At 53.3% G+C, this 22,151-nt stretch carries 24 protein-coding genes and 1 other annotated feature; of the genes, 23 read left to right on the top strand and 1 reads right to left on the bottom strand.

Features of this window, described 5'->3' with window-relative positions:
- The first annotated feature begins 10 nt into the window (after window positions 1-10).
- From GZ1_RS01405 to GZ1_RS01340, 15 genes are all read left to right on the top strand, one after another.
- Window positions 11-202: a YrzR-like zinc ribbon domain gene (locus GZ1_RS01405; protein WP_008881018.1), complete on the top strand. Its 192-nt coding sequence runs from the start codon at window positions 11-13 to the stop codon at window positions 200-202.
- Window positions 203-213: 11 nt separating this feature from the next.
- Window positions 214-348: a YrzQ family protein gene (locus GZ1_RS17900; RefSeq protein ID WP_013144658.1), complete on the top strand. Its 135-nt coding sequence runs from the start codon at window positions 214-216 to the stop codon at window positions 346-348.
- Window positions 349-468: 120 nt separating this feature from the next.
- Complete coding sequence (locus tag GZ1_RS01400) at window positions 469-1,530, top strand: AI-2E family transporter (protein WP_060787726.1); 1,062 nt, start codon at window positions 469-471, stop codon at window positions 1,528-1,530.
- 47 nt (window positions 1,531-1,577) lie between these two features.
- Window positions 1,578-1,802 (top strand) — a binding site (T-box leader).
- A gap of 46 nt (window positions 1,803-1,848) precedes the next feature.
- On the top strand, window positions 1,849-4,485 hold the full coding sequence (alaS, locus tag GZ1_RS01395; protein WP_060787725.1) for an alanine--tRNA ligase: 2,637 nt from the start codon (window positions 1,849-1,851) through the stop codon (window positions 4,483-4,485).
- A gap of 67 nt (window positions 4,486-4,552) precedes the next feature.
- Window positions 4,553-4,819, top strand: a complete 267-nt coding sequence (locus GZ1_RS01390) for an IreB family regulatory phosphoprotein (protein ID WP_011232033.1) — start codon at window positions 4,553-4,555, stop codon at window positions 4,817-4,819.
- Between the two features lie 4 nt (window positions 4,820-4,823).
- Window positions 4,824-5,240, top strand: coding sequence for a Holliday junction resolvase RuvX (ruvX, locus tag GZ1_RS01385; RefSeq protein ID WP_011232032.1), 417 nt, complete (start codon window positions 4,824-4,826; stop codon window positions 5,238-5,240).
- A 15-nt stretch (window positions 5,241-5,255) separates the two neighbouring features.
- Window positions 5,256-5,555, top strand: coding sequence for a DUF1292 domain-containing protein (locus tag GZ1_RS01380; protein ID WP_020754570.1), 300 nt, complete (start codon window positions 5,256-5,258; stop codon window positions 5,553-5,555).
- 242 nt (window positions 5,556-5,797) lie between these two features.
- The gene (mltG, locus tag GZ1_RS01375; protein WP_020754572.1) at window positions 5,798-6,889 is read left to right on the top strand and encodes an endolytic transglycosylase MltG; all 1,092 of its coding nucleotides are present in this window, start codon (window positions 5,798-5,800) and stop codon (window positions 6,887-6,889) included.
- 437 nt (window positions 6,890-7,326) lie between these two features.
- Window positions 7,327-7,980 carry an O-methyltransferase gene (locus GZ1_RS01370; RefSeq protein WP_060787724.1) on the top strand — a complete coding sequence of 218 codons (654 nt, stop codon included), beginning with the start codon at window positions 7,327-7,329 and terminating at the stop codon, window positions 7,978-7,980.
- On the top strand, window positions 7,977-8,906 hold the full coding sequence (locus tag GZ1_RS01365) for a peptidase U32 family protein (RefSeq protein ID WP_020754574.1): 930 nt from the start codon (window positions 7,977-7,979) through the stop codon (window positions 8,904-8,906). Before GZ1_RS01370 ends, GZ1_RS01365 begins: the two co-directional genes overlap by 4 nt.
- Before the next feature lie 18 nt (window positions 8,907-8,924).
- Window positions 8,925-10,193 (top strand): peptidase U32 family protein, encoded by a 1,269-nt coding sequence (locus GZ1_RS01360; RefSeq protein ID WP_011232027.1) that lies wholly within the window; start codon window positions 8,925-8,927, stop codon window positions 10,191-10,193.
- 1 nt (window position 10,194) lies between these two features.
- The gene (gene udk, locus GZ1_RS01355; protein ID WP_060787723.1) at window positions 10,195-10,830 is read left to right on the top strand and encodes a uridine kinase; all 636 of its coding nucleotides are present in this window, start codon (window positions 10,195-10,197) and stop codon (window positions 10,828-10,830) included.
- Window positions 10,831-10,940: 110 nt separating this feature from the next.
- The gene (greA, locus tag GZ1_RS01350; protein WP_011232025.1) at window positions 10,941-11,417 is read left to right on the top strand and encodes a transcription elongation factor GreA; all 477 of its coding nucleotides are present in this window, start codon (window positions 10,941-10,943) and stop codon (window positions 11,415-11,417) included.
- 121 nt (window positions 11,418-11,538) lie between these two features.
- On the top strand, window positions 11,539-13,311 hold the full coding sequence (locus GZ1_RS01345) for a peptidoglycan D,D-transpeptidase FtsI family protein (protein ID WP_060787722.1): 1,773 nt from the start codon (window positions 11,539-11,541) through the stop codon (window positions 13,309-13,311).
- Window positions 13,312-13,377: 66 nt separating this feature from the next.
- On the top strand, window positions 13,378-14,001 hold the full coding sequence (locus tag GZ1_RS01340) for a YrrS family protein (protein ID WP_060787721.1): 624 nt from the start codon (window positions 13,378-13,380) through the stop codon (window positions 13,999-14,001).
- A 113-nt stretch (window positions 14,002-14,114) separates the two neighbouring features.
- Here the strand turns inward: GZ1_RS01340 and GZ1_RS01335 are convergent, their stop codons facing one another.
- Entirely contained in the window at window positions 14,115-14,324 is a 210-nt protein-coding gene (locus GZ1_RS01335; protein WP_025949305.1) for a YrzA family protein, read from the bottom strand.
- A gap of 189 nt (window positions 14,325-14,513) precedes the next feature.
- Here GZ1_RS01335 and GZ1_RS01330 point away from each other — a divergent pair, with 189 nt between their 5' ends.
- From GZ1_RS01330 to GZ1_RS01295, 8 genes are all read left to right on the top strand, one after another.
- Complete coding sequence (locus GZ1_RS01330) at window positions 14,514-15,161, top strand: class I SAM-dependent methyltransferase (RefSeq protein WP_011232021.1); 648 nt, start codon at window positions 14,514-14,516, stop codon at window positions 15,159-15,161.
- Window positions 15,162-15,175: 14 nt separating this feature from the next.
- Window positions 15,176-15,883, top strand: a complete 708-nt coding sequence (gene mtnN / locus GZ1_RS01325) for a 5'-methylthioadenosine/S-adenosylhomocysteine nucleosidase (RefSeq protein ID WP_020756955.1) — start codon at window positions 15,176-15,178, stop codon at window positions 15,881-15,883.
- A 388-nt stretch (window positions 15,884-16,271) separates the two neighbouring features.
- Complete coding sequence (locus tag GZ1_RS01320) at window positions 16,272-17,195, top strand: PLP-dependent cysteine synthase family protein (protein ID WP_011232019.1); 924 nt, start codon at window positions 16,272-16,274, stop codon at window positions 17,193-17,195.
- A gap of 2 nt (window positions 17,196-17,197) precedes the next feature.
- On the top strand, window positions 17,198-18,331 hold the full coding sequence (locus tag GZ1_RS01315) for a bifunctional cystathionine gamma-lyase/homocysteine desulfhydrase (protein ID WP_011232018.1): 1,134 nt from the start codon (window positions 17,198-17,200) through the stop codon (window positions 18,329-18,331).
- Between the two features lie 62 nt (window positions 18,332-18,393).
- Window positions 18,394-18,642, top strand: a complete 249-nt coding sequence (locus GZ1_RS01310; RefSeq protein ID WP_020278374.1) for a YrhC family protein — start codon at window positions 18,394-18,396, stop codon at window positions 18,640-18,642.
- A 375-nt stretch (window positions 18,643-19,017) separates the two neighbouring features.
- A complete protein-coding gene (locus GZ1_RS17890; protein ID WP_011232016.1) occupies window positions 19,018-19,161 on the top strand; it encodes a YrzI family small protein in 144 nt (47 codons plus the stop codon).
- A 522-nt stretch (window positions 19,162-19,683) separates the two neighbouring features.
- Complete coding sequence (gene sigK, locus GZ1_RS01300) at window positions 19,684-20,397, top strand: RNA polymerase sporulation sigma factor SigK (protein ID WP_060787720.1); 714 nt, start codon at window positions 19,684-19,686, stop codon at window positions 20,395-20,397.
- Between the two features lie 197 nt (window positions 20,398-20,594).
- On the top strand, window positions 20,595-21,863 hold the full coding sequence (locus tag GZ1_RS01295; protein WP_011232012.1) for a cation:dicarboxylate symporter family transporter: 1,269 nt from the start codon (window positions 20,595-20,597) through the stop codon (window positions 21,861-21,863).
- Window positions 21,864-22,151 lie beyond the last annotated feature (288 nt).

Here is a 22,151-nt window from a genome sequence, read left to right as displayed (position 1 = left end):
GTGGCTGTCCATGCTCATTTGCCCGAATTGCAAACGAAAAAATTTAGGGAAAATCGGCGTCAACCAGTACTACTGCTGGGATTGCTTTATTGAGCTGTCCGTCTCGAAAGGGATGATCCACGCCCATCAAGTGGAAGAAGACGGAACGTTGAGTTCCCTTGACGACTTGTTTGACGACCACGAACGCACGATCCAATTTTAGGGGGGACACGCATGAACCGGATGATGACGTCGCTGTTAGCAGTCGGATTAGGCGTCGCCGCTTATCAGCTCGCCCAACGAAACGATTGGATGAACGGTCGCACGATGCGGAGGATGCGCCGCCGCTTGATGCAAGCGATCCGCTGACGGCGCTGCCGCCCTCGCCTTTGCGCGGGGGCGGCGCCTTGTGGCTGTCAAATAGTGCTAAAAGCGGTGAAGGCATATTTCTCGCCGCATCTCCTACACTAAACGGTAGGAGGTGTGGCGATGGGCGAGCAACAATGGCTGTCGTTCTTTCGCATCGGAAAATGGCTGCTGATTACGGCAATCATCTATTTGATCGTTCGGATGAAAGACGTTTGGTGGCCGGTCATCGATTTTATCGCAACGGTGTTGACGCCGTTTTTGCTGGCGTCGTTTATTACGTATTTGCTCTACCCGCTTGTGGAATCCATCCATCGCAAAGGAATGCCGCGCGCCCTTGCCATTTTGTTGATTTATTTGTTGTTTTTCGGTTTGGTCGGCTACGGCTTGTACCGCGGCGTGCCGCTATTCATCGCCCAGTTGCGTGAACTGGATGAACAGCTGCCGTCTTTGATGAATACATACCGCCAATGGGTGCGCCACATCCACGACGAGACGTCGAATTGGCCGCTTGAGGTGCACACACGCATCGAGGGGATGTTTGCCGAGATCGAGCAAGCAGCGGCGGCCGCCGTCGCGATGGCGATTCATGCCGCCAAATCGTTCATCGGTTCGGCGGCGACGCTGTTGATCATTCCGTTTATCGTCTTCTATATGTTAAAAGACATCGATGTGTTGAAAAAAGCGGTTTGGTACATGACACCGAAGCGGTGGCGTGGGCCGGGGATGGCGTTTTTGAAGGATGTCGATGAATCGCTCGGCGGCTACATTCGCGGCCAGCTGTTCGTCTGTGCGGCGATCGGTCTGGCGGCGGCGCTCGGCTTGTGGCTTGCCGGCATGGATTATCCGCTGTTGCTCGGCTTTGTCATTGGCGTGACGAACATCATCCCGTATTTTGGCCCGCTGATCGGCGCCGTTCCAGCGGTCATTTTGGCTGCCACCGTCTCGCTGAAAATGGTCGTGATCGTGCTTGTCATCATTTTTACCCTGCAGTTTTTAGAAGGGAACGTTTTGTCGCCGCTGATCGTCGGCAAAAGCGTGCATATGCATCCGCTTGCCATTATGCTCGCCCTCTTTGCCGGCGGTGAACTCGCCGGCGTGCTCGGCCTCATTCTTGCCGTTCCGACGGCGGCGGTGCTGAAAGTGGCCATCGCCCATTGGAAAGAGCATTATGCTTCGCATTGACAAATGCTCTCTGCTTGTCTATAATCTTTCAATGAAAAAAGCGAATACATAACGCGATGACGGATCGAGTATGTTGCAGTCCATCTTAACGCGCGAGTTCGCGCACAGAGAGGAATTTCCGCGGCTGAAAGAAATTCCAGATGAAGGGCAACAGAAGGCTAATCCGGAGCGCAGGCAAAACCTGACGCAAGGCTGCGTTACGGCCAAAGAGGTGATGGGCGTTTTTTGCCCATAAACAGGGTGGTACCGCGAGCATAACTCTCGTCCCTGCAGGGGATGGGAGTTTTTTTATATAAAAGGCGAAAGGGGAGGATCATCATGAAAAAGCTGACATCCGCCCAAGTGCGGCGCATGTTTTTAGAGTTTTTCCAAGAAAAAGGCCATGCGGTTGAGCCGAGCGCATCGCTCATTCCGGTCGACGACCCGTCACTGTTGTGGATCAACAGCGGCGTCGCGACGTTGAAAAAATACTTTGACGGGCGCATCGTTCCGGAAAACCCGCGCATTTGCAACGCGCAAAAATCGATCCGCACCAACGACATCGAAAACGTCGGGAAAACGGCGCGCCACCATACGTTTTTTGAAATGCTCGGCAACTTTTCGATCGGCGATTACTTCAAGCGCGAAGCGATCCATTGGGCATGGGAGTTTTTGACGAGCGACAAATGGATCGGTTTTGATCCGGAACGGTTGTCCGTTACTGTCCATCCGGAAGACGAGGAAGCGTACAACATTTGGCGCAACGAAATCGGCTTGCCAAAAGAGCGAATCATTCGCCTTGAAGGAAACTTCTGGGACATCGGCGAAGGCCCGAGCGGTCCGAACACGGAAATCTTTTACGACCGCGGCGAAGCGTTCGGCAACGACCCGAACGATCCGGAGCTGTACCCAGGCGGGGAAAATGACCGCTATTTAGAAGTATGGAACCTTGTCTTTTCGCAGTTTAACCATAACCCGGACGGCACGTACACGCCGCTGCCGAAGAAAAACATCGACACCGGCATGGGCTTGGAGCGGATGTGCTCGATTTTGCAAGACGTGCCGACGAACTTTGAAACCGACTTGTTCCTGCCGATCATCCGCGCGACCGAGCAGATCGCCGGCGAGCGGTATGGCGAAGATCCGGACAAAGACGTCGCCTTTAAGGTGATCGCCGACCATATTCGCGCCGTGACGTTCGCGATCGGCGACGGGGCGCTGCCGTCAAATGAGGGCCGCGGTTATGTGCTGCGCCGCCTGCTCCGCCGCGCGGTGCGCTATGCGAAACATATCGGCATTGAACGTCCGTTTATGTACGAACTCGTCCCGGTCGTCGGCGAGATTATGCACGACTACTATCCGGAGGTGAAAGAAAAAGCCGATTTCATCGCCCGCGTCATCCGGACGGAAGAAGAACGGTTCCATGAAACGCTCCATGAAGGGCTCGCCATATTGGCGGAGGTGACCGAAAAGGCGAAAGAGCAAGGAAGCCGTGTCATTCCGGGCGAGGAAGCGTTCCGCCTGTATGATACGTACGGCTTTCCGATCGAGCTGACGGAAGAGTACGCCGCTGAAGCGGGCATGACGGTCGACCATGCCGGATTTGAGCGCGAGATGGAGCGGCAACGCGAACGGGCGCGCGCGGCCCGGCAAGATGTCGATTCGATGCAAGTCCAAGGCGGAGTGCTCGGTGACATTAAAGATGAAAGCCGGTTTGTCGGCTACGATGAGCTTGTTGCCGCATCGACGGTCATCGCCATCGTCAAAGACGGGCGGCTTGTCGAGGAAGTGAAAGCCGGCGAAGAGGCGCAAATCATCGTCGATGTGACGCCATTTTACGCCGAAAGCGGCGGACAAATCGCTGACCAAGGCGTGTTTGAAAGCGAAACAGGAACAGCAGTCGTCAAAGATGTGCAAAAAGCGCCGAACGGCCAACATCTTCATGCGATCATCGTCGAACGCGGAACGGTGAAAAAAGGATCCCGCTATACGGCGCGCGTCGATGAAGCAAAGCGGATGCGCATCGTAAAAAACCATACGGCGACCCATTTGCTCCATCAAGCGCTAAAAGACGTGCTCGGCCGCCATGTCAACCAAGCGGGGTCGCTTGTCGCCCCGGACCGGCTTCGTTTTGACTTCACCCATTTTGGGCAAGTGAAGCCAGAGGAGCTCGAGCGCATCGAAGCCATCGTCAACGAACAAATTTGGAAAAGCCTCCCGGTTGACATTTTTTATAAACCGCTCGAGGAAGCGAAAGCGATGGGCGCGATGGCGCTGTTTGGCGAAAAATACGGCGACATCGTCCGCGTCGTCAAAGTCGGCGACTACAGCCTCGAGCTGTGCGGCGGCTGCCATGTGCCCAACACATCAGCCATCGGGTTGTTTAAAATCGTCTCCGAGTCCGGCATCGGCGCCGGCACGCGCCGGATTGAAGCGGTGACCGGGGAAGCGGCATACCGCTTTATGAGCGAACAGCTTGCTATTTTGCAAGAGGCGGCGCAAAAACTGAAAACAAGCCCGAAAGAATTGAATGCGCGTCTTGACGGACTGTTTGCCGAGCTGAAAGAGCTCGAGCGCGAAAATGAATCGCTTGCTGCCCGCCTCGCCCATATGGAAGCTGAGCACCTCACCCGTCAAGTGAAAGATGTAAACGGCGTGCCGGTGTTGGCGGCAAAAGTGCAGGCCAATGACATGAACCAACTGCGGGCCATGGCTGATGATTTGAAACAAAAGCTCGGCACGGCGGTCATCGTGTTGGCGTCCGCCCAGGGCGGAAAAGTGCAACTGATTGCCGCAGTAACGGACGATTTGGTGAAAAAAGGATTCCATGCCGGCAAGCTGGTGAAAGAAGTAGCGTCGCGTTGCGGTGGGGGCGGCGGCGGGCGCCCGGATTTGGCGCAAGCTGGCGGCAAGGACCCAAGCAAGGTCGGCGAAGCGCTCGGTTATGTCGAAACATGGGTGAAATCCGTTTCCTAATTGGCGCGGATCGTGTACAATGGATGTAAAAGGACGGGGTGCCTGAATAAGGAGCGAGGTGGAAACGGTGAGCTCGTTTGACCAAACGATGCAGTTTCATTTTTCCGAGGAGCCGGCCGAGACGAACGTTCGCGAAGTGTTGTTGACGGTGTATGGCGCCTTGCAGGAAAAAGGCTACAATCCGATCAACCAAATTGTCGGCTACTTGTTGTCCGGCGACCCAGCTTACATTCCGCGCCATAAAGATGCGCGTGCGCTCATCCGCAAAATCGAACGCGACGAATTAATCGAGGAATTGGTGAAATTCTATTTACAGGGGCAACGAAAGGATTAACCTGATGCGGACGCTAGGATTAGATTTGGGAACGAAAACGCTCGGCGTTGCCGTTAGCGACGAACTCGGCCTTACAGCGCAAGGATTGGAAACGATCGCCATTGATACGGAGCGCGGCGACTACGGCTTAAAGCGGCTGCGCGCCATCATCGATGAGTACGGCGTCGATACGATTGTCGTCGGGTGGCCGAAAAACATGAACGGCACGCTCGGGCCGCGCGCTGAGGCAAGCGAGCGGTTCGCCGCCAAATTGCGCGAGGAGTTTTCTTTGCCCGTTGTGCTTTGGGATGAACGGCTGTCGACGATGGCCGCCGAACGGATGTTGATCGCTGCCGACGTCAGCCGGAAAAAGCGGCGGAAAGTGATCGACAAAATGGCGGCGGCCGTCATTTTGCAGTCATATTTGGACAGTAAACGATAAATTGGAGGAGAAAACATGGAACACGGAGACCGTCATATTACGGTTGTCGACGAACATGGCAACGAGCAGCTGTGCGAAATTTTGTTTACGTTTGAATCAGATGATTTCGGCAAATCGTATGTGTTTTACTATCCGGTCGGCGCCGAAGCCGAAGACGAGGACGGCGAGACGGAAGTGCACGTTTCCGCCTTCATCCCTGGGGATGAGAACAAAGAAGGCGAACTGCTCCCAATCGAGACGGAAGAAGAGTGGGACATGATCGAAGAAGTATGGAATACGTTTTGCGCTGAACAGGAAGAGGAAGACGACGAATAACGGACAGCAGAGGGGGGCCAAAAGGATCGGGGCCCCTTTTCTTATTGTCGTATTATGCGCTGAGAAACGATAAGTTGTGTTCCATGCAATGGTTCAGACATCTTCTTGTTTGTCCGACAAATGTTGCGAAGGGCTTCGATTGACCGGCGCGTTTCCTCCCCTGGCTTTGCATTTTTTGACCGTCAAGGGCGAAAAATGCGGAACTTTGTAGTATAATATGGCCGGGTGAAAGGAGGACAAAGATGAAACAGAACGATTTTAGGGCGCCAGAGGCGCGGCTTGTGCGGAAAATCGTCTTGATTGTCTGTGCTGTTCTGCTGGCGGCGTTTGTCATTGCCGGCGCCAGCAGTTTCTTATACATCCGTTCAGCGCTTAAGCCCGTCGACCCGAATGACCGCACCCCGGTCCATGTCTCGATTCCGATCGGTTCATCGGCGGCGGCGATTGCCGAGCAGCTCGAACAAAAGCGGCTCATTAAAAGCGCGGCCGTGTTTCGCTTATATGTCCGCTGGAAAAATGAATCCGGCTTCCAGGCTGGGGAGTATGAGTTGACGCGGGCGATGCCAATGGCGCGCATCATCGAGCTGTTAAAAACGGGGAAATCGCTAAAAATCGGATTGAAGCTGACCGTTCCGGAAGGGTCGCAATTGGTGCAAATCGCTGACCTCATTGCCGCGAAAACAGGGTACAAACAAGAACAAATTATGAAATTGCTTAACGATCGCGCGTATATCGAACGGCTGATGAAAATGCACCCGGATTTGTTGACTGATGATATTTTTCACAAAGGCATCCGCTATCCGCTGGAAGGCTACTTGTTCCCGGCGACGTATGTGTTTGCTGACGAAAAGCCGCCGCTCTCAGAGATCATTGAGGCGATGGTGGCGAAAACGGCAGCTGTGCTTGACACATATAAGGCAGCGATGAAAGAAAAGAACATGTCGCCGCATCAGCTGTTGACGATGTCGTCGCTCATTGAGGAAGAGGCGACGGAAAAAGCTGACCGCGAAAAAATCGCCAGCGTGTTTTACAATCGGCTGCACCGCGGCATGCCGCTTCAAACCGACCCGACCGTTTTGTACGCCCTTGGCGAACATAAAGAGCGTGTGTTGTATAAAGATTTGCAGGTCAATTCGCCGTACAACACGTACATGCATAAAGGGCTGCCGCCGGGGCCGATCGCCAACGCCGGCGTAATGTCGATCGAAGCGGCGCTTGAACCGGCGGCGACCGACTATTTATACTTTTTGGCGACACCGGGCGGCGAGGTCATTTTTACGAAAACGTTGGCCGAGCATAACCGGGAAAAGGCGAAGCATATTGGAAAACAATAGGTCAAAACGGAAGGTAATGGCCGGTGGGGTGAAACGGCTTCGCTTTTCCGTTGTTTTATGGTAGTATAGTTGAACAGACCAACGATAAGAGTCCTTTGCGGCTCTTATTTTTCATGACGACAAAGCGCAAATGCCGGGTTGTATATAGATGCAATTTGAAGCTTTACCATTTGTAGTTTTTCCCGAGTATTTGATCGACTGTCGGGCGACCGAACAACGCCGCTTAAAGACCCATATATGGGTCTGTGAAGCAGGCCGGTTGTTCGGTCTTCCGTCACGCCAAGGCGTGACGGAGGCAAGCCTGTGGCTTGCCTCCGACAGTCGAAAAGGGGCAAACCGCTTTTCCGTCAAGGATATATTAAACTTCTTCGTTGCATCTATATAGTTCAACTTTGGCGAGCGCTTTTCAGTTTGCTGACGGCAGGGAGGAATTCCTCTTGCTTTCCCATGACATTGTTTCGTACTTGCAAAAGCTGCGTCCGGCGCCGGATGAGGACATTGAGGAGATGGAGCAGTACGCCTATCGGCACCGCATACCGATCATGGATCCGGTGAGCGTCGAAGTGCTGTTATTCATCTTGAAGCTGATCAGGCCGCGCCGCATTTTGGAAATCGGCACGGCGATCGGCTATTCGGCGATCCGGATGGCAAAGGCGCTGCCGGACGCGCGCATTGTGACGATCGAAAAAGACCGGGAGCGGTATGAGCGCGCCCGTTTTTACATCGAAAAGACGAACACCAAGCGGCAAATCGAGGCGGTGTTGGGCGATGCGCTCGCGGTCGAGGCCAATGTGGCGGCCGCCGCGCCGTTTGATGTGCTGTTTATTGATGCCGCCAAAGGGCAATATGAGCGCTTTTTTACGCTCTATGAGCCGTTTGTGGCTGCAGGCGGCCTCATCATCAGCGACAACGTCTTGTTTAAGGGGCTCGTCGCCGCCGAAGCGCCGGCGGACAATCGACGGCTTTGGAACATCGCCCGAAAAATTCGCCGCTACAATGAGTGGCTCATGAGTCGAAGCGGTTATGATACGGTCATCATTCCGGTCGGCGATGGGCTCGCCATATCGAAAAAACGAGGTGAAGAACAGTGAAAAAACCCGAATTGCTCGTGACGCCGACGAGCGTTGCCCATATCGACGAGCTGGCTGAAGCCGGAGCGGACGCGGTCATCATTGGCGAGCAGCGCTACGGTTTGCGGCTTGCCGGCGAATTTTCCCGCCATGATGTCGCTGCCGCCGTCAAAGCCGCCCACCGGCGCGGCATGAACGTGTATGTGGCGATGAACGCCATTTTCCATAACGATAAAGTGGACGAGCTTGGCGACTACGTCGCGTTTTTGGCTGATGTCGGCGCCGATGCCATCGTCTTCGGCGATCCCGCGGTGCTCTTGACTGTCCGAGAAACGGCGCCGCACATGAAGCTCCACTGGAGCACGGAGACGACAGCGACGAACTGGTATGCGTGCAACTATTGGGGCCGGAAAGGGGCGAAGCGCGCCGTCTTGGCCCGCGAGTTGAACATGGACGCCATTTTGGAAATCAAAGCCCATGCCGAAGTGGAAATCGAGGTGCAAGTGCACGGCGCGATGTGCATGTACCAATCGAAGCGCTCGCTGATCGGCAGCTATTTTGAATATCAAGGGAAAGTGATGGAAGTTGAACGGAAGAAGTACGAAAAAGGGATGTTTCTTTACGACAAAGAGCGTGACAACAAATATCCGATTTTTGAAGACGAAAACGGCACGCATATTATGAGCCCGAACGATGTTTGCATGATCGATGAGCTCGGCGACATGGTCGAGGCCGGCATCGACAGCTTTAAAATTGACGGGATTTTGCACGAGCCGCGCTACATTACCGACGTGACGAAGCTGTACCGCCGCGCCATCGATTTATGCGCGGATGACCGCGAGCGGTACGAACGGGAAAAAGAGGAGCTGCTTGCGGCCGTTGAAGCGCTTCAGCCGCCGCATCGCCGCATCGACACCGGATTTTTCTTCAAAGAGACCATTTATTGAGAAAAGGAGGGAAGCAGCATGCTTTTAAAAAATGATCGCATCTCTGAAATCATTGACGGCAAGCGCGTCATTGTGAAAAAGCCAGAGCTGCTCGCCCCGGCCGGCAACTTGGAAAAACTGAAAATCGCCGTCCATTACGGCGCAGACGCCGTCTTTATCGGAGGCCAAGAGTACAGCTTGCGCGCCAACGCCGACAACTTTACGATCGAGGAAATTCGCGAAGGGGTCGAATTTGCCAATCGATACGGAGCCAAAGTATACGTAACGGCCAATATTTACGCCCATAACGAAAACATCCCTGGCCTTGATGACTATTTGCGGGCGCTTGAAGATGCCGGTGTTTGCGGCATCATCGTCGCCGACCCGCTCATCATCGAAACGGCGCGCCGGGTGGCGCCGAAGCTTGAAGTGCATTTAAGCACGCAGCAATCGCTTACCAACTGGAAAGCGGTCCAATTTTGGAAAGAGGAAGGGCTCGAGCGGGTTGTGCTCGCTCGTGAAGTGGGCGCAGAAGAAATCCGGCAGATCAAAGAGAAAGTCGATATTGAAATCGAGGCGTTCATCCATGGGGCGATGTGTTCCGCCTACTCCGGCCGCTGTGTATTGAGCAACCATATGACGGCGCGCGACTCAAACCGCGGCGGATGCTGCCAGTCGTGCCGCTGGGATTACGATTTGTATCAGCTCTCGGACGGCCGGGAAATTCCGTTGTTTGAAAAAGGGGACGCTCCGTTTGCGATGAGCGCGAAAGATTTGAACTTAATCCGCGCCATTCCGGTGATGATCGAATTGGGTGTGGATAGCTTGAAAATTGAAGGGCGGATGAAATCGATCCATTACGTGGCGACGGTTGTCAGTGTCTACCGGAAAGTCATTGATGCCTACTGCGCTGACCCAGACCATTTCACGATCCGCGAAGAGTGGGTGCGGGAGCTGGAGAAATGCGCCAACCGCGAGACGGCGCCGTCGTTCTTTGACGGCTTCCCGGATTATACGAACCATATGTACGGGACGCACAGCCGGAAAACGACGCATGAATTCGCCGGTTTGGTGCTTGGCTATGACCCGGAGACGGGCATCGCCACCGTCCAGCAGCGCAACCATTTCCGCCCGGGCGATGAAGTCGAATTTTTCGGTCCGGAAATTGAAAACTTCACCCAAGTGATTGAGAAAATTTGGGACGAAGACGGCAACGAGCTTGATGCGGCGCGCCATCCGTTGCAAATCGTGAAGTTTAAGGTCAAGCGCCCTCTCTTCCCGTACAACATGATGAGAAAGGAGAATTAAGATGGGGAAGAAGCCCGTTGTCATCGGCGTCGCCGGCGGCTCCGGCTCGGGGAAGACGAGCGTCGCCCGCGCGATTTACGACCATTTCGGCGACCGCTCGATCCTTGTTTTGGAGCAAGACTTTTACTATAAAGACCAAAGCCATCTTCCGTTTGAAGAGCGGCTGAAGACGAACTATGACCATCCGCTGGCGTTTGACAACGATTTGTTGATTGAGCATATTCATAAGTTGCTTCGCTATGAGCCGATTGACAAGCCGGTGTACGATTATACGCTGCACACTCGCTCAAGCGACGTCATTCGCGTGGAGCCGAAGGATGTCATCATCGTGGAGGGCATTCTTGTCTTGGAGGATGAGCGACTCCGCAATTTAATGGACATTAAAGTATATGTCGACACCGACCCGGACATCCGCATCATCCGCCGTCTCATCCGCGATATGAAAGAGCGCGGCCGCACGTTCGATTCGGTCATCGAGCAATATTTGTCCGTCGTCCGGCCGATGCACAACCAGTTTGTCGAACCGACGAAGCGCTACGCGGATGTGATCATTCCGGAAGGCGGACAGAACGTCGTCGCCATCGATTTAATGGTGGCAAAAATTCGCACAGTTCTTGAACAAAAAGCGGTTTTGTAATAACATAACAGAGACAAAACAATATATTATATAACAAGTAAGCGTACGAACAGCCGTTTTTGCTGTTCGTACGTTTTACATAATGCAGAATATATAGAGGAGTGAGATGAATGGCGAACGAAAAGCAGTATCCGATGACGAAAGAGGGAAAAGAGAAACTGGAACAAGAGCTTGAGTACTTAAAAACGGTCAAGCGGAAAGAAGTGGTGGAGCGCATTAAGATTGCGCGCGGGTTCGGGGATTTGTCGGAAAACTCGGAGTACGATGCTGCCAAAGATGAGCAGGCGTTTGTCGAATCGCGCATCCAAATGCTTGAAAACATGATCCGCAACGCCGTCATCATTGAAGAAGACAAAGAAAACCCGGACGTCGTCTCGCTCGGCAAGTCGGTCACGTTCATTGAACTGCCGGACGGCGAGGAAGAGACGTATACGATCGTCGGCAGCGCTGAAGCCGATCCGTTTGAAGGGAAAATTTCCAACGACTCGCCGATTGCGAAATCGCTTCTCGGCCGCCGCGTCGGCGATGAGGTGACGGTGCAAACGCCGGGCGGGGAAATGCTTGTGAAAATCGTGGCTGTGAAATAAGAAGCAGGAGGCGGCCGACCTGAACAAGCGGCGGTGTGCGAAGCGAAGCGAAGAAAATTGCCGCCGCTTGACGTTTCAAACGGAAACACCTCGTCAACACTGATGATGAGGTGTTTTCTTTATGTGGAAAAAACGAACGCTTGCCATGCTCGCCCTCATTCAACTGGGCTTGTTGTTGCTTGTCGGGCGATTGGCGCAGATCCAGCTGATTGACGCCGAGTCGTTCGCCAATCATAATTTAATTGCCGAAAGCGTCGCCCAGCGGACACAAGAACTGATCATTGACGACGGGCGCGGCTCGTTCGTCGACCGAAATGGCGCGCCGCTCACGAAGCGATACGTGCCGTCGCTTGTCTTATTCCCGTTTTTAACGACGATGAAATGGCCGATGGAACAAGTCGCCCGCATCACCGGCGTCTCTAAAGAAGAGATCCGCCGCCAGCTTGAGCAGGCGGACGGTCCGTTCGTCTTAGAGAAGGATGGAGAGCCGCTCGCCTTGAGCGCCCAGCAAATGAAGCAAATTAACGATTTGCGCATTCCGGGGGTATTTGCCGTCAACAAGCAATATCCGCTGGAAACGGTGTACGCCCCGCATTTGCTTGGCTTCACCCGTCCAGATCAGGAGCTCATCAAGAAGCGTTATCCAAAACGGCCGCTGCCGCCAAAGACCGAAGTGGGCATTCAAGGACTTGAGAAGGCGTTTGATGAATTTTTGCTCGCCGACGGCGAAACGAAGCTGCTTTATCACGTTGACGCCGAAGGGCGGCCGCTGTTTGGGCTCGATGTCAAATACAGCGACACGGGCAACCCGTTTTATCCCGTCACCGTGCAAACGACGCTTGACCGTGACTTGCAGCAAGAGATGGAGCAGATCGTTGACCGATACGGGTTGAAAAAAGGCGGTCTCGTTTTGCTGGATATTGACACAAACAGTGTGCTCGCCATGGTCAGCCGCCCAAACATGGACCCGCGTGATCCGTACAAAAACCGCGGGGCGGAAAACCAAATCGTGTTGCCGCAAATCCCTGGCTCGATTTTGAAAACCGTCATTGCGGCCGCGGCGCTTGATGAGGGGCTCGCCTCGCTTGAGACAACGTTTGACTGCAGCCGAAAAATTGACGGCAAAACCCGCGATGAGGAGCATGATTACGGCATGCTTGATTTAGCGGACAGCTTTGCCGTCAGTTGCAACAATGCGTTCGCCACGCTCGGCAAGCAGTTGATCGAGCACGATCCGGATGCGTTTGAAACGTATGCGAGAAAGCTCGGGCTGTATCCGACGGCCGGATGGGAAGGGGCGGTGTACCATGAAGAGCATTTCCGTCAGTTCCCGGAGGAGCAGAAGGGGACGATTTGGCATGATCCGCGCGACAAGAGGGTGCCGCTTGCGGTGGCGCAAACGGCGATCGGGCAAAAAAATGTACGCGTCTCGCCGCTTGGCGTCGCCAACATGATGGCGACCATCGCCCGCGGCGGCGAAGCGCTTCAGGTGCGGGCCGTTGACAAAGTGCTGTATAAAAACGGTGCGACCCTCTTTTCGTTTCCGCCTCAACCGGCTTCAGACATGGCGCCGATCGCGCCGCAGACGGCCGAAGAGCTGCAGCGGCTTTTGCGCAGCGTTGTCACCAAAGAGGATGGCACCGGCCGCCGCTTCCGTTCGCTGCCGTATCCGGTCGCCGGCAAATCCGGGACGGCGGAGACAGGAAAAATGGACGGCGGCGCTGAATTCATTAATAAATGGTTTGCTGGCTATTTTCCAGCCGACCGTCCGAAATACGCCCTTGCTGTCGTTGAGCTCGACTGCCCGAGCGGGCGGGCTTCGACGAATGATGTGTTCGCCGCTGCAGTCGAGGCGCTTTATGCTTATGACCGCGCCAAAAATGAAGTGAAGTGACGAACCAAATGTAAGGGGAATCCATGTTTCCAGCACGAACATCATCCAAAGAAGGGAGAGGAGACGGTGGCGCAAATCGAGACGCGCTTTGCCGCCCGCGCCAAACGGCGGAGGATCAACCGTTGGCTCAACGGAGCCATTGCCGTTGTCGTGCTGCTCATTTTGATTGTCGGCGGGAACTTGCTGTTTGGCGGCGAACCGAGCAAGAAGGAGATGGATCGCGAAGCCAAAACAGAAGCGGCCAATGCGAAGCGGGTGGAAGTGGAAACAGGCGAAGCGGCGGCGCCGACGGAAGCTGAAACGCCGGCCGAGGAAGAAGACGCTGCTTCCACCGATGAAACGAGTAAAGCCGGTGCGACAGAGACGCCGGGCCCGCCGGGGTCCAACGTTGAAAAAGAAATCGTCAATCCGGCATGGCAGCCGATCGGTACGACGCAATCGGAGCCGCATGAAACGGTGTTTAAGAAAGATTCCGTCGACTGGAAGGAAATGCTCGATGCCGTCAGCTATGCGACCGGCATCGCTCCGGAGGAGATGATCGTTTGGTTCATCGGCAACAACGGACCGAACAAAGCAGTCGCGACGATTTCGACGAAAGATCAAATCGCCCATTACAAAGTGTACATTGAATGGGTGACGAACGAAGGCTGGAAGCCGACGAAAGTGCAAAAGTTGAAGCAAAAGCCATAAGCGGCATGATGAGGGGAAGCGGAGATATTCGAAACGTTGGCGGCATCAGTGAAACGATGGCGGTTCATTAGCGGCGGAAACATACACAGGCGCCCAAAAACGAAGGGCGCCTGTTATTTTTTCGCTTTGAAATGAACGACTGCGCTGTAGAACCGCTTTCCGTTTTCCATGACGTGCATTTGATGGGATACATGATGGACGGAAAGCAAGAGCGCCTTGTTATGTTCAATTTGTTCGTTGATTTTTTTCTCGAGCGTCCGCAAGTCGTCCGCTTCAAAAAATTCGATTTTGTCCTCGATCAAATCAAGAGAAATGTTCGGCATCGTTCTTCCTCCTTTCCATTGTCAGTGTAGCAAATTTTCCCGCCCTCATCCACCGGAGTACAAGGGGGAACAATACGAACGAACATGATCGTTGAACAAGGGAAAAACATATGCTACAGTAAGAGCAGGCAATACGAAAAAAACATACTATATTTATAGGAATTATAAACTTTTTTGGGGTGTGACCATATGGGCAGAGAGTTTCTTGACTTGTTTGAGCAATGGGCGGAATCGTATGACCGATCGGTCGAAGGATACGATGAGCAATATCGAGACGTGTTTGCCGGTTATGACCGCATTTTAAGCACGGTCGCCGACAAAGCCGGCCAAGTCGTGCTCGAGTTTGGCGTCGGCACAGGCAACTTGACGAAAAAGCTGCTTGAGCGCGGCAAGCAGGTGTACGGGATCGAGCCATCGGCGCCGATGAGGAAAAAAGCGGCGGAAAAGCTCAGCGGGCGAGCGGTCATTCTGGACGGCGATTTTTTGCAATTTCCGACACCGCCGGAGCCGATCGACACGATCGCCAGCACGTATGCGTTTCATCATTTGACGGATGCGGAAAAAGACGAAGCGCTGGCCAAATATAGTCAATTGCTCCATCCGGGTGGTAAAATAGTGTTTGCCGATACGGCGTTTCGCGACAAAGAGGCGTTCCGCCAGGCGATTGAGGAAGCCCGAGCGCGCGGCTTCCACGATTTGGCCGACGATTTGGAACGCGAATATTATACGACGCTTGACGTATTGGCATCACTGTTTTCCAAGCATGGCTTTTCCGCCTCCTTTGCGCAGCAAAACGCGTTCGTCTGGGTGATGGAGGCGGTGAAACAAACGACATAGAAAGAGGGAGAACGATGAAAGCAGCCATTATTGGAGCCATGGAAGAGGAAGTGGCGATTTTGCGTTCGCGCATGGAAGGGCGCGAGGAAACGGTCATCGCCGGGTGCGAATTTTCCAAAGGGCGCCTTGACGGCGTGGAGGCGGTGTTGTTGAAATCCGGGATCGGCAAAGTGAACGCCGCCATGGGAACGACGCTTCTGCTTGACCGCTTTCGCCCTGACTTCGTGATTAACACGGGGTCAGCTGGCGGATTTTTGCCTTCGCTTCGTGTCGGAGATCTTGTCATTTCCAAGGAAGTCGTCCATCATGACGTCGATGTGACCGCGTTCGGCTACGCTTACGGGCAAGTGCCTGGCCTGCCGGCGCGCTACCGGGCGGATGAGGCGCTTGTTGAGGCGGCCAAGCAGGCGGCGGCGCGGCTTGATGGCCTGCAGGCAGTGACCGGCTTGATCGCCACCGGCGATTCGTTTATGAACGATCCAAAGCGAGTCGAATTTGTGCGCGGTCAGTTTCCGGAATTGTGCGCCGTCGAAATGGAAGCGGCGGCGATCGCCCAAGTGTGCGTGCAATTTGGAACGCCGTTTGTCATCATCCGGGCGTTGTCTGATATTGCTGGTGAGGAGTCGGACGTGTCGTTTGAACAGTTTTTGGAGACGGCGGCGAAACATTCGGCTGAACTTGTCTTGTCGATGCTTTCCGTTATGAAACAGAAGCGCGATTAAGATGCAGCGAAAAAGCAGCTTGTCTATGTTCTCGACTGTCGGAGGCAAGCCGCAGGCTTCTTCCGTCACGCCTAGGCGTAACGGAAGACCGAACAACCGCCTGCTTCACAGACCCATATATGGGTCTTTAAGCTGCGTTGTTCGGTCGCCCGACAGTCGATCGAATACTCGGTAAAAGTTGCAAATGGTGATGCTTCAAATTGCATCTATATAAGTTGTAATAAAGATTTTCCGATTGCTCGATTCTGTTTTCCTTCATACAAGTCAGTTTGGTAGAATGCGGCGGGCGCTCTACTGGATGTAAAACAAAGTTTCAACTTATATATATAGACAACAAAACACCGCCGTTTTGCTGCTAAACTGAGCGTGAAGAAACGGAGTGACTTGTATGCGCGTAGCAAAAAGCATCCATGAGTTGATCGGCCATACGCCGGTTGTCGAAATTACGCGCTTCCCCCTCCCGGAAGGCGTTCGGCTGTTCGCCAAGCTTGAATACTTCAACCCTGGCGGAAGCATTAAAGACCGGCTCGGACAAGAGCTGTTGCGCGAGGCGTTTGCATCAGGAAAACTGAAAGAGGGGGGCACGATCATCGAGCCGACGGCCGGCAACACCGGCATCGGTCTGGCGCTGGCGGCGATCGGCAAAAACGTGAACATCATTTTTTGTGTGCCGGAAAAATTCAGCATCGAAAAACAACAGCTGATGAAGGCGCTCGGGGCGCAAATCGTTCATACACCGACTGAAGAGGGAATGGAAGGGGCCATCCGCAAAGCGGAGGAGCTCGCCCGCACGATTCCAGGGGCCTATTGCCCCCAGCAGTTCCAAAACCCGGCTAACCCAAGGACGTATTACAAGACGCTCGGTCCGGAGCTGTGGGACGATTTGGACGGACAGATCGACATTTTTGTCGCCGGCGCCGGCTCCGGCGGCACGTTTATGGGGACAGCGACGTTTTTAAAAGAAAAAAACCCGGCCATTAAAACGGTCATCGTGGAACCGGAAGGCTCGATTTTAGGCGGCGGCAAGCCGGGTCCGCATCGGACGGAAGGGATCGGCATGGAGTTTTTGCCGCCGTTTATGGATCCGGATTATTTTGATGCCATCTACACGATCGCGGACGATGACGCGTTCCGGCGCGTCAGCGAACTCGCAAGACAGGAGGGGCTTTTGGTCGGCAGTTCGTCTGGCGCCGCGTTTCATGCCGCCTTGATGGAAGCAGAGAAGGCAAAGCCAGGGACGAATATCGTCGTCATTTTTCCGGACGGGAGCGAACGCTATTTAAGCAAACACATTTATGAAGGTGGGAGGTAACGATGAGGCGGAAAACAATGCTCATTCATGGCGGCATTCCGGGGGATCCGCATACGGGAGCGGTGTCGGTCCCGATTTATCAAGTGAGTACGTATAAGCAAGAAGAAGTTGGAAAGCATAAAGGGTTTGAATACTCGCGCACCGGCAACCCGACGCGCGCGGCGCTTGAGAAGCTGATCGCCGATCTCGAGGGCGGCGAAGCCGGCTTTGCGTTCGCTTCCGGTATGGCGGCCATTACGGCCGTCATGATGTTGTTTCAAAGCGGCGACCATCTGGTGCTCACTGACGATGTCTACGGCGGCACGTATCGCGTCATGACGAACGTGCTGAATCGGTTCGGGCTTGAGGCGACGTTCGTCGATACGAGCGATGTCGCCAACATCGAGGCGCACATCCGGCCGAATACGAAAGCCATCTATATCGAAACGCCGACGAACCCGCTGTTGAAAATCACTGACTTGCAAGCCGCCGCCGCCATTGCCCGTGCGCATGGGCTGCTATTGATCGTCGATAACACGTTTTCCACTCCGTACTTTCAGACGCCGCTTGAGCTTGGCGCCGATATCGTCATCCATAGCGCGACGAAATATTTAGGCGGCCATAGCGACGTCGTCGCTGGGTTGGCGGTTGTCCGCACGCCGGAGCTTGCCGAGCGGCTCCATTACGTGCAAAATTCAACCGGCGGCGTGCTCGGGCCGCAAGATTCATGGCTATTGATGCGCGGGATGAAAACGCTCGCCGTGCGGATGGAGGAACATGAAGAAAATGCGCGCCAAATCGCTGTTTTTTTGGCTGAACACAAGGCGGTCAAGCGCGTCCATTATCCAGGTCTTCCGGATCATCCGAACCACGAGTTGGCGAAAAAGCAAATGCGCGGATTTGGCGGCATGATTTCGTTTGATGTCGGCAGCTTGGAGCGCGCCGAGAAAGTGCTGTCGCGCGTGCGCTACTTTACGCTTGCCGAAAGCTTAGGGGCGGTCGAAAGTTTAATTTCGTTGCCAGGGAAAATGACGCACGCCTCGATCCCGAAGGAACGGCGCGAACAGCTCGGCATTACCGATGGCCTGATCCGTTTGTCGGTCGGGCTTGAAGATGTCAACGATCTGCTTGACGATTTGGCGAAGGCGCTTGGCTGAAATTGCCGCTCCCCCCTTCTGTCCATGTATGATACAGTGAAAGGGGAGAGGAGGGATCGGGCTTGAACGAGCAGCAACGAAACGAGCTGCGGGCCAAGGCGGGCGACTTTAAAACATACAGCCTCGTCTTGTTCGCGTTTGGAGCGTTTCTCTATTTCGGAACGATCATCCCAGAAGCGGTTGAGACAGCGAAAAAGCCGTTCGCCCTATTGGCAGTCGCCGTCTGTTTTACCGCGTCGCTTTCCTGTTTGCGCCAAGCCGCCCGCTATGCCCGCCGTCTTGAGGAAGAAGAAAAGCGGTTCGAACCGTAAACCTGCCTTTTGGCCGAAAGGCGGGTTTTTGTTTAGCCACCATGCTGGCGTTCAAGGGAAAGCAAGCTTTTTGCCTATTTTGCAAAAAAACGGTTTACAATGGAAATAATTTTGGATATAATTGCCTACGTAGCATCATTTCCAAAGGGAGGTCGAAGACAATGACAATGATGATGTGGACAACAGTAACGCATCCATTCTATCAAACGGCTATTCGACCTTCCGCCGACCGGGAATGAACGTGCACCGATGACGAAAAACAGCGATCAGGCCGCAGAAGGGGAGTAGTCTCGCTTTCTGCGGCCTTTTTGTACGCTTAGCCGCAGAAACGCCTTCCTTCTGCGGTTTTTTTGCATGGAAAGGAGGTGAGGGGGTATGACGATCCATTTGTTTTTTATCACGATCACGATTGAGCGGAGAAAGCCGCGGCAACGGAACATCGAAGAGGAGCGGTTCGCGCGTGCAGCTGAGGAGGAGTTGCTTGACCGCAAATGTTCCGCTCATCAACGGTTGTTTTAAAACAATGGAGATGAAAGGGGAGAAGATTCATGTCAATTGTACCAGTATGGCTTGTGATGTGGATGAAACAGACGGGAGACTCGACTTGACTCAGGCTAAAGGGGGGATATCGGTGCTCCGCGTGCTGTTGTTGACGGTCGAATTTCACGAATTGTTCAAAATGTGGCGGAAGCGCTCCTTGTCTTCTTTGGTAAAATAAAATCTAGAAGAGAAGGTCAAGGAGGGAACGGGGATGTTCGCCATTGTCATGTCGATCATCATTACCGCGTCGATTGCGCTTGTTGTCGCCGCGGAAGTCAGCGTTGAGGCCAAAGCGTAACGGCGGTTCTTCTGCATCGGGAGGGGGATAAGCAGGCGGACCGCATCAGCAGAACGTTGGCATCAATCGTTTTTGATTGGTCAGGTCATTGCCGGCTCATTTCGGGCCGGTCTATTTTTGTCGTAAAGACACGGACAACATCGCCCCTGCATATACATAACGATAGGCGGTTTCCGCCGATGACAGCAGGCGGGGGTGAGAGCATGTCCGGCATTTTCACGGCGTTTACGTTTCTGTTGAAAGAGCTGACGTTTCTTGTCTCGTATATTAAAAACAATGCGTTTCCCCAGCCGTTAAGCGCTCAAGAAGAGGAAAAGTATTTGACGCTGATGGCAAAAGGCGACGAGCAAGCCCGCAACCGGCTCATCGAACACAACTTGCGCCTTGTTGCCCACATTGTGAAAAAGTTTGAAAATACGGGAGAAGAGGTCGAGGATTTAATCTCCATTGGCACGATCGGCTTGATCAAGGCGATTGAAAGCTATTCGCCGGGCAAAGGAACGAAGCTGGCAACGTATGCGGCTCGATGTATCGAGAACGAAATCCTGATGCACCTGCGTTCATTAAAAAAAACGCGCAAAGACGTCTCGTTGCATGAGCCAATCGGCCAGGACAAAGAAGGAAACGAAATCAGCCTGCTTGATATTTTAAAAGCCGAAGGCGAAGACATCGTCGATGAAATCCACTTGAACATGGAGCTCGAACAAGTCAAACAATATATCAGCGTGCTTGATGAGCGGGAAAAAGAGGTGATCATCAATCGCTTTGGCCTCGGTCGGCAGCGGGAAAAAACGCAGCGTGAAATCGCCAAAGAGCTCGGCATCTCGAGAAGCTATGTCTCGCGCATTGAAAAACGGGCATTAATGAAAATGTTTCACGAGTTTTATCGGCAGGAAAAAGAAAAACGGCGGTCATAACAAAAGCGGGTTGCTGGTGCAGCGACCCGCTTTTTCAGTAGTGGAAGAATAGAAATTATTTTAAAAAACTGAATTCTTTCATTTATATCCTTTGATGAAGCGATTTCAATCAAAAATATTGACAGATTTTATTTTTAAAAGTAAAATAATTTTGTCGTCTTTTGTCTAAATTTGTCTAAAGGAGGCGAAAAAGCATCATGCGCAAGATCGGCTTGGCATGGCAAATTTTCATCGGCCTTATTCTCGGGATTATGGTTGGGGCCATTTTTTACGGAAGCCCTAAAGTAGCGACGTATTTGCAGCCGATCGGAGATGTTTTTCTCCGTTTAATTAAGATGATCGTCATCCCGATCGTCGTCTCGAGCTTGATTGTCGGCGTCGCCAACGTCGGTGATGTGAAAAAGCTCGGAAAGTTGGGCGGCAAAACGATCCTTTATTTTGAGATCATTACGACGATTGCCATTATCGTCGGCCTCTTGGCAGCGAACATTTTCCAACCAGGCGTCGGCGTCAATATGAAGTCGCTTGAGAAAACGGATATCCAGTCGTATGTCGATACGACGAACGAAGTGCAGCACCATTCGATGGTTGAAACATTTGTCAACATCGTGCCGAAAAACGTGTTTGAAGCGCTGTCGACCGGGAATATGCTGCCGATCATCTTCTTCTCGGTGATGTTCGGGTTGGGCGTAGCCGCGATCGGTGAAAAAGGGAAACCGGTGCTTCGCTTTTTCCAAGGCACAGCGGAAGCGATGTTTTATGTGACGAACCAAGTGATGAAGTTTGCGCCGTTTGGCGTTTTCGCCTTGATCGGCGTGACGGTGTCGAAATTCGGCGTCGCTTCGCTCCTTCCGCTCAGCAAGCTTGTTGTGCTCGTTTATGCGGTCATGGCGTTCTTCGTGTTGGTGGTGCTTGGCGCTGTGGCCAAATTGGTAGGTACAAATATTTTCCATATTATAAAAATCTTAAAGGATGAATTAGTGCTTGCCTATAGCACGTCGAGCTCGGAAACCGTGTTGCCTAAGGTTATGGAAAAAATGGAGAAATTCGGTTGTTCAAAGGCTGTAACATCCTTTGTCGTTCCGACCGGCTATTCGTTCAACTTGGATGGGTCGACGCTCTATCAGGCGCTGGCGGCTGTCTTTATCGCTCAACTGTACGGCATCGACATGCCGATTTCGCAGCAAATCTCGCTTGTGCTCGTTTTAATGGTGACGTCCAAAGGGATTGCCGGTGTCCCAGGCGTATCGTTTGTCGTCTTATTGGCGACGCTTGGCACGGTTGGCATTCCAGTTGAAGGATTGGCGTTTATCGCCGGCATCGACCGCCTTTTGGACATGGCGCGCACAGTGGTCAACGTCATCGGCAACTCGCTGGCGGCGGTTGTGATGTCGAAATGGGAAGGGCAATATAACGAAGAACAAGGAAAACAATACATCGCTGAGCTGCAGCAGCAAAGCGCCTAAGAGAAAAGTGGCTCAGATGTGTTGATTAACCAATAATAACTATGTATATAGATGCAACAAAGAAGTTTAACATATCCTTGACAGAAAAGTGGTTTGCCCATTTTCGACTGTCGAAGGCAAGCGTGTGGCTTGCCTCCGTCACGCCTTAGCGTGACGGAAGACCGAACAACGCCGCTTCACAGACCCATTCATGGGTCTGGAAGCGGCGCTGTTCGGTCACTCGACAGTCGGATGCAATGACCGGCAAAGACGAAAAATGTTAAAGCTTTAAATTGCATCTATATAGAT

The sequence above is a fragment of the Geobacillus zalihae NBRC 101842 genome (assembly GCF_001544135.1).
GTDB lineage: Bacteria > Bacillota > Bacilli > Bacillales > Anoxybacillaceae > Geobacillus > Geobacillus zalihae.
The sequence above is the reverse complement of the archived record's forward strand: the minus strand, read 5'-3'. Positions and strand labels throughout refer to the sequence as shown.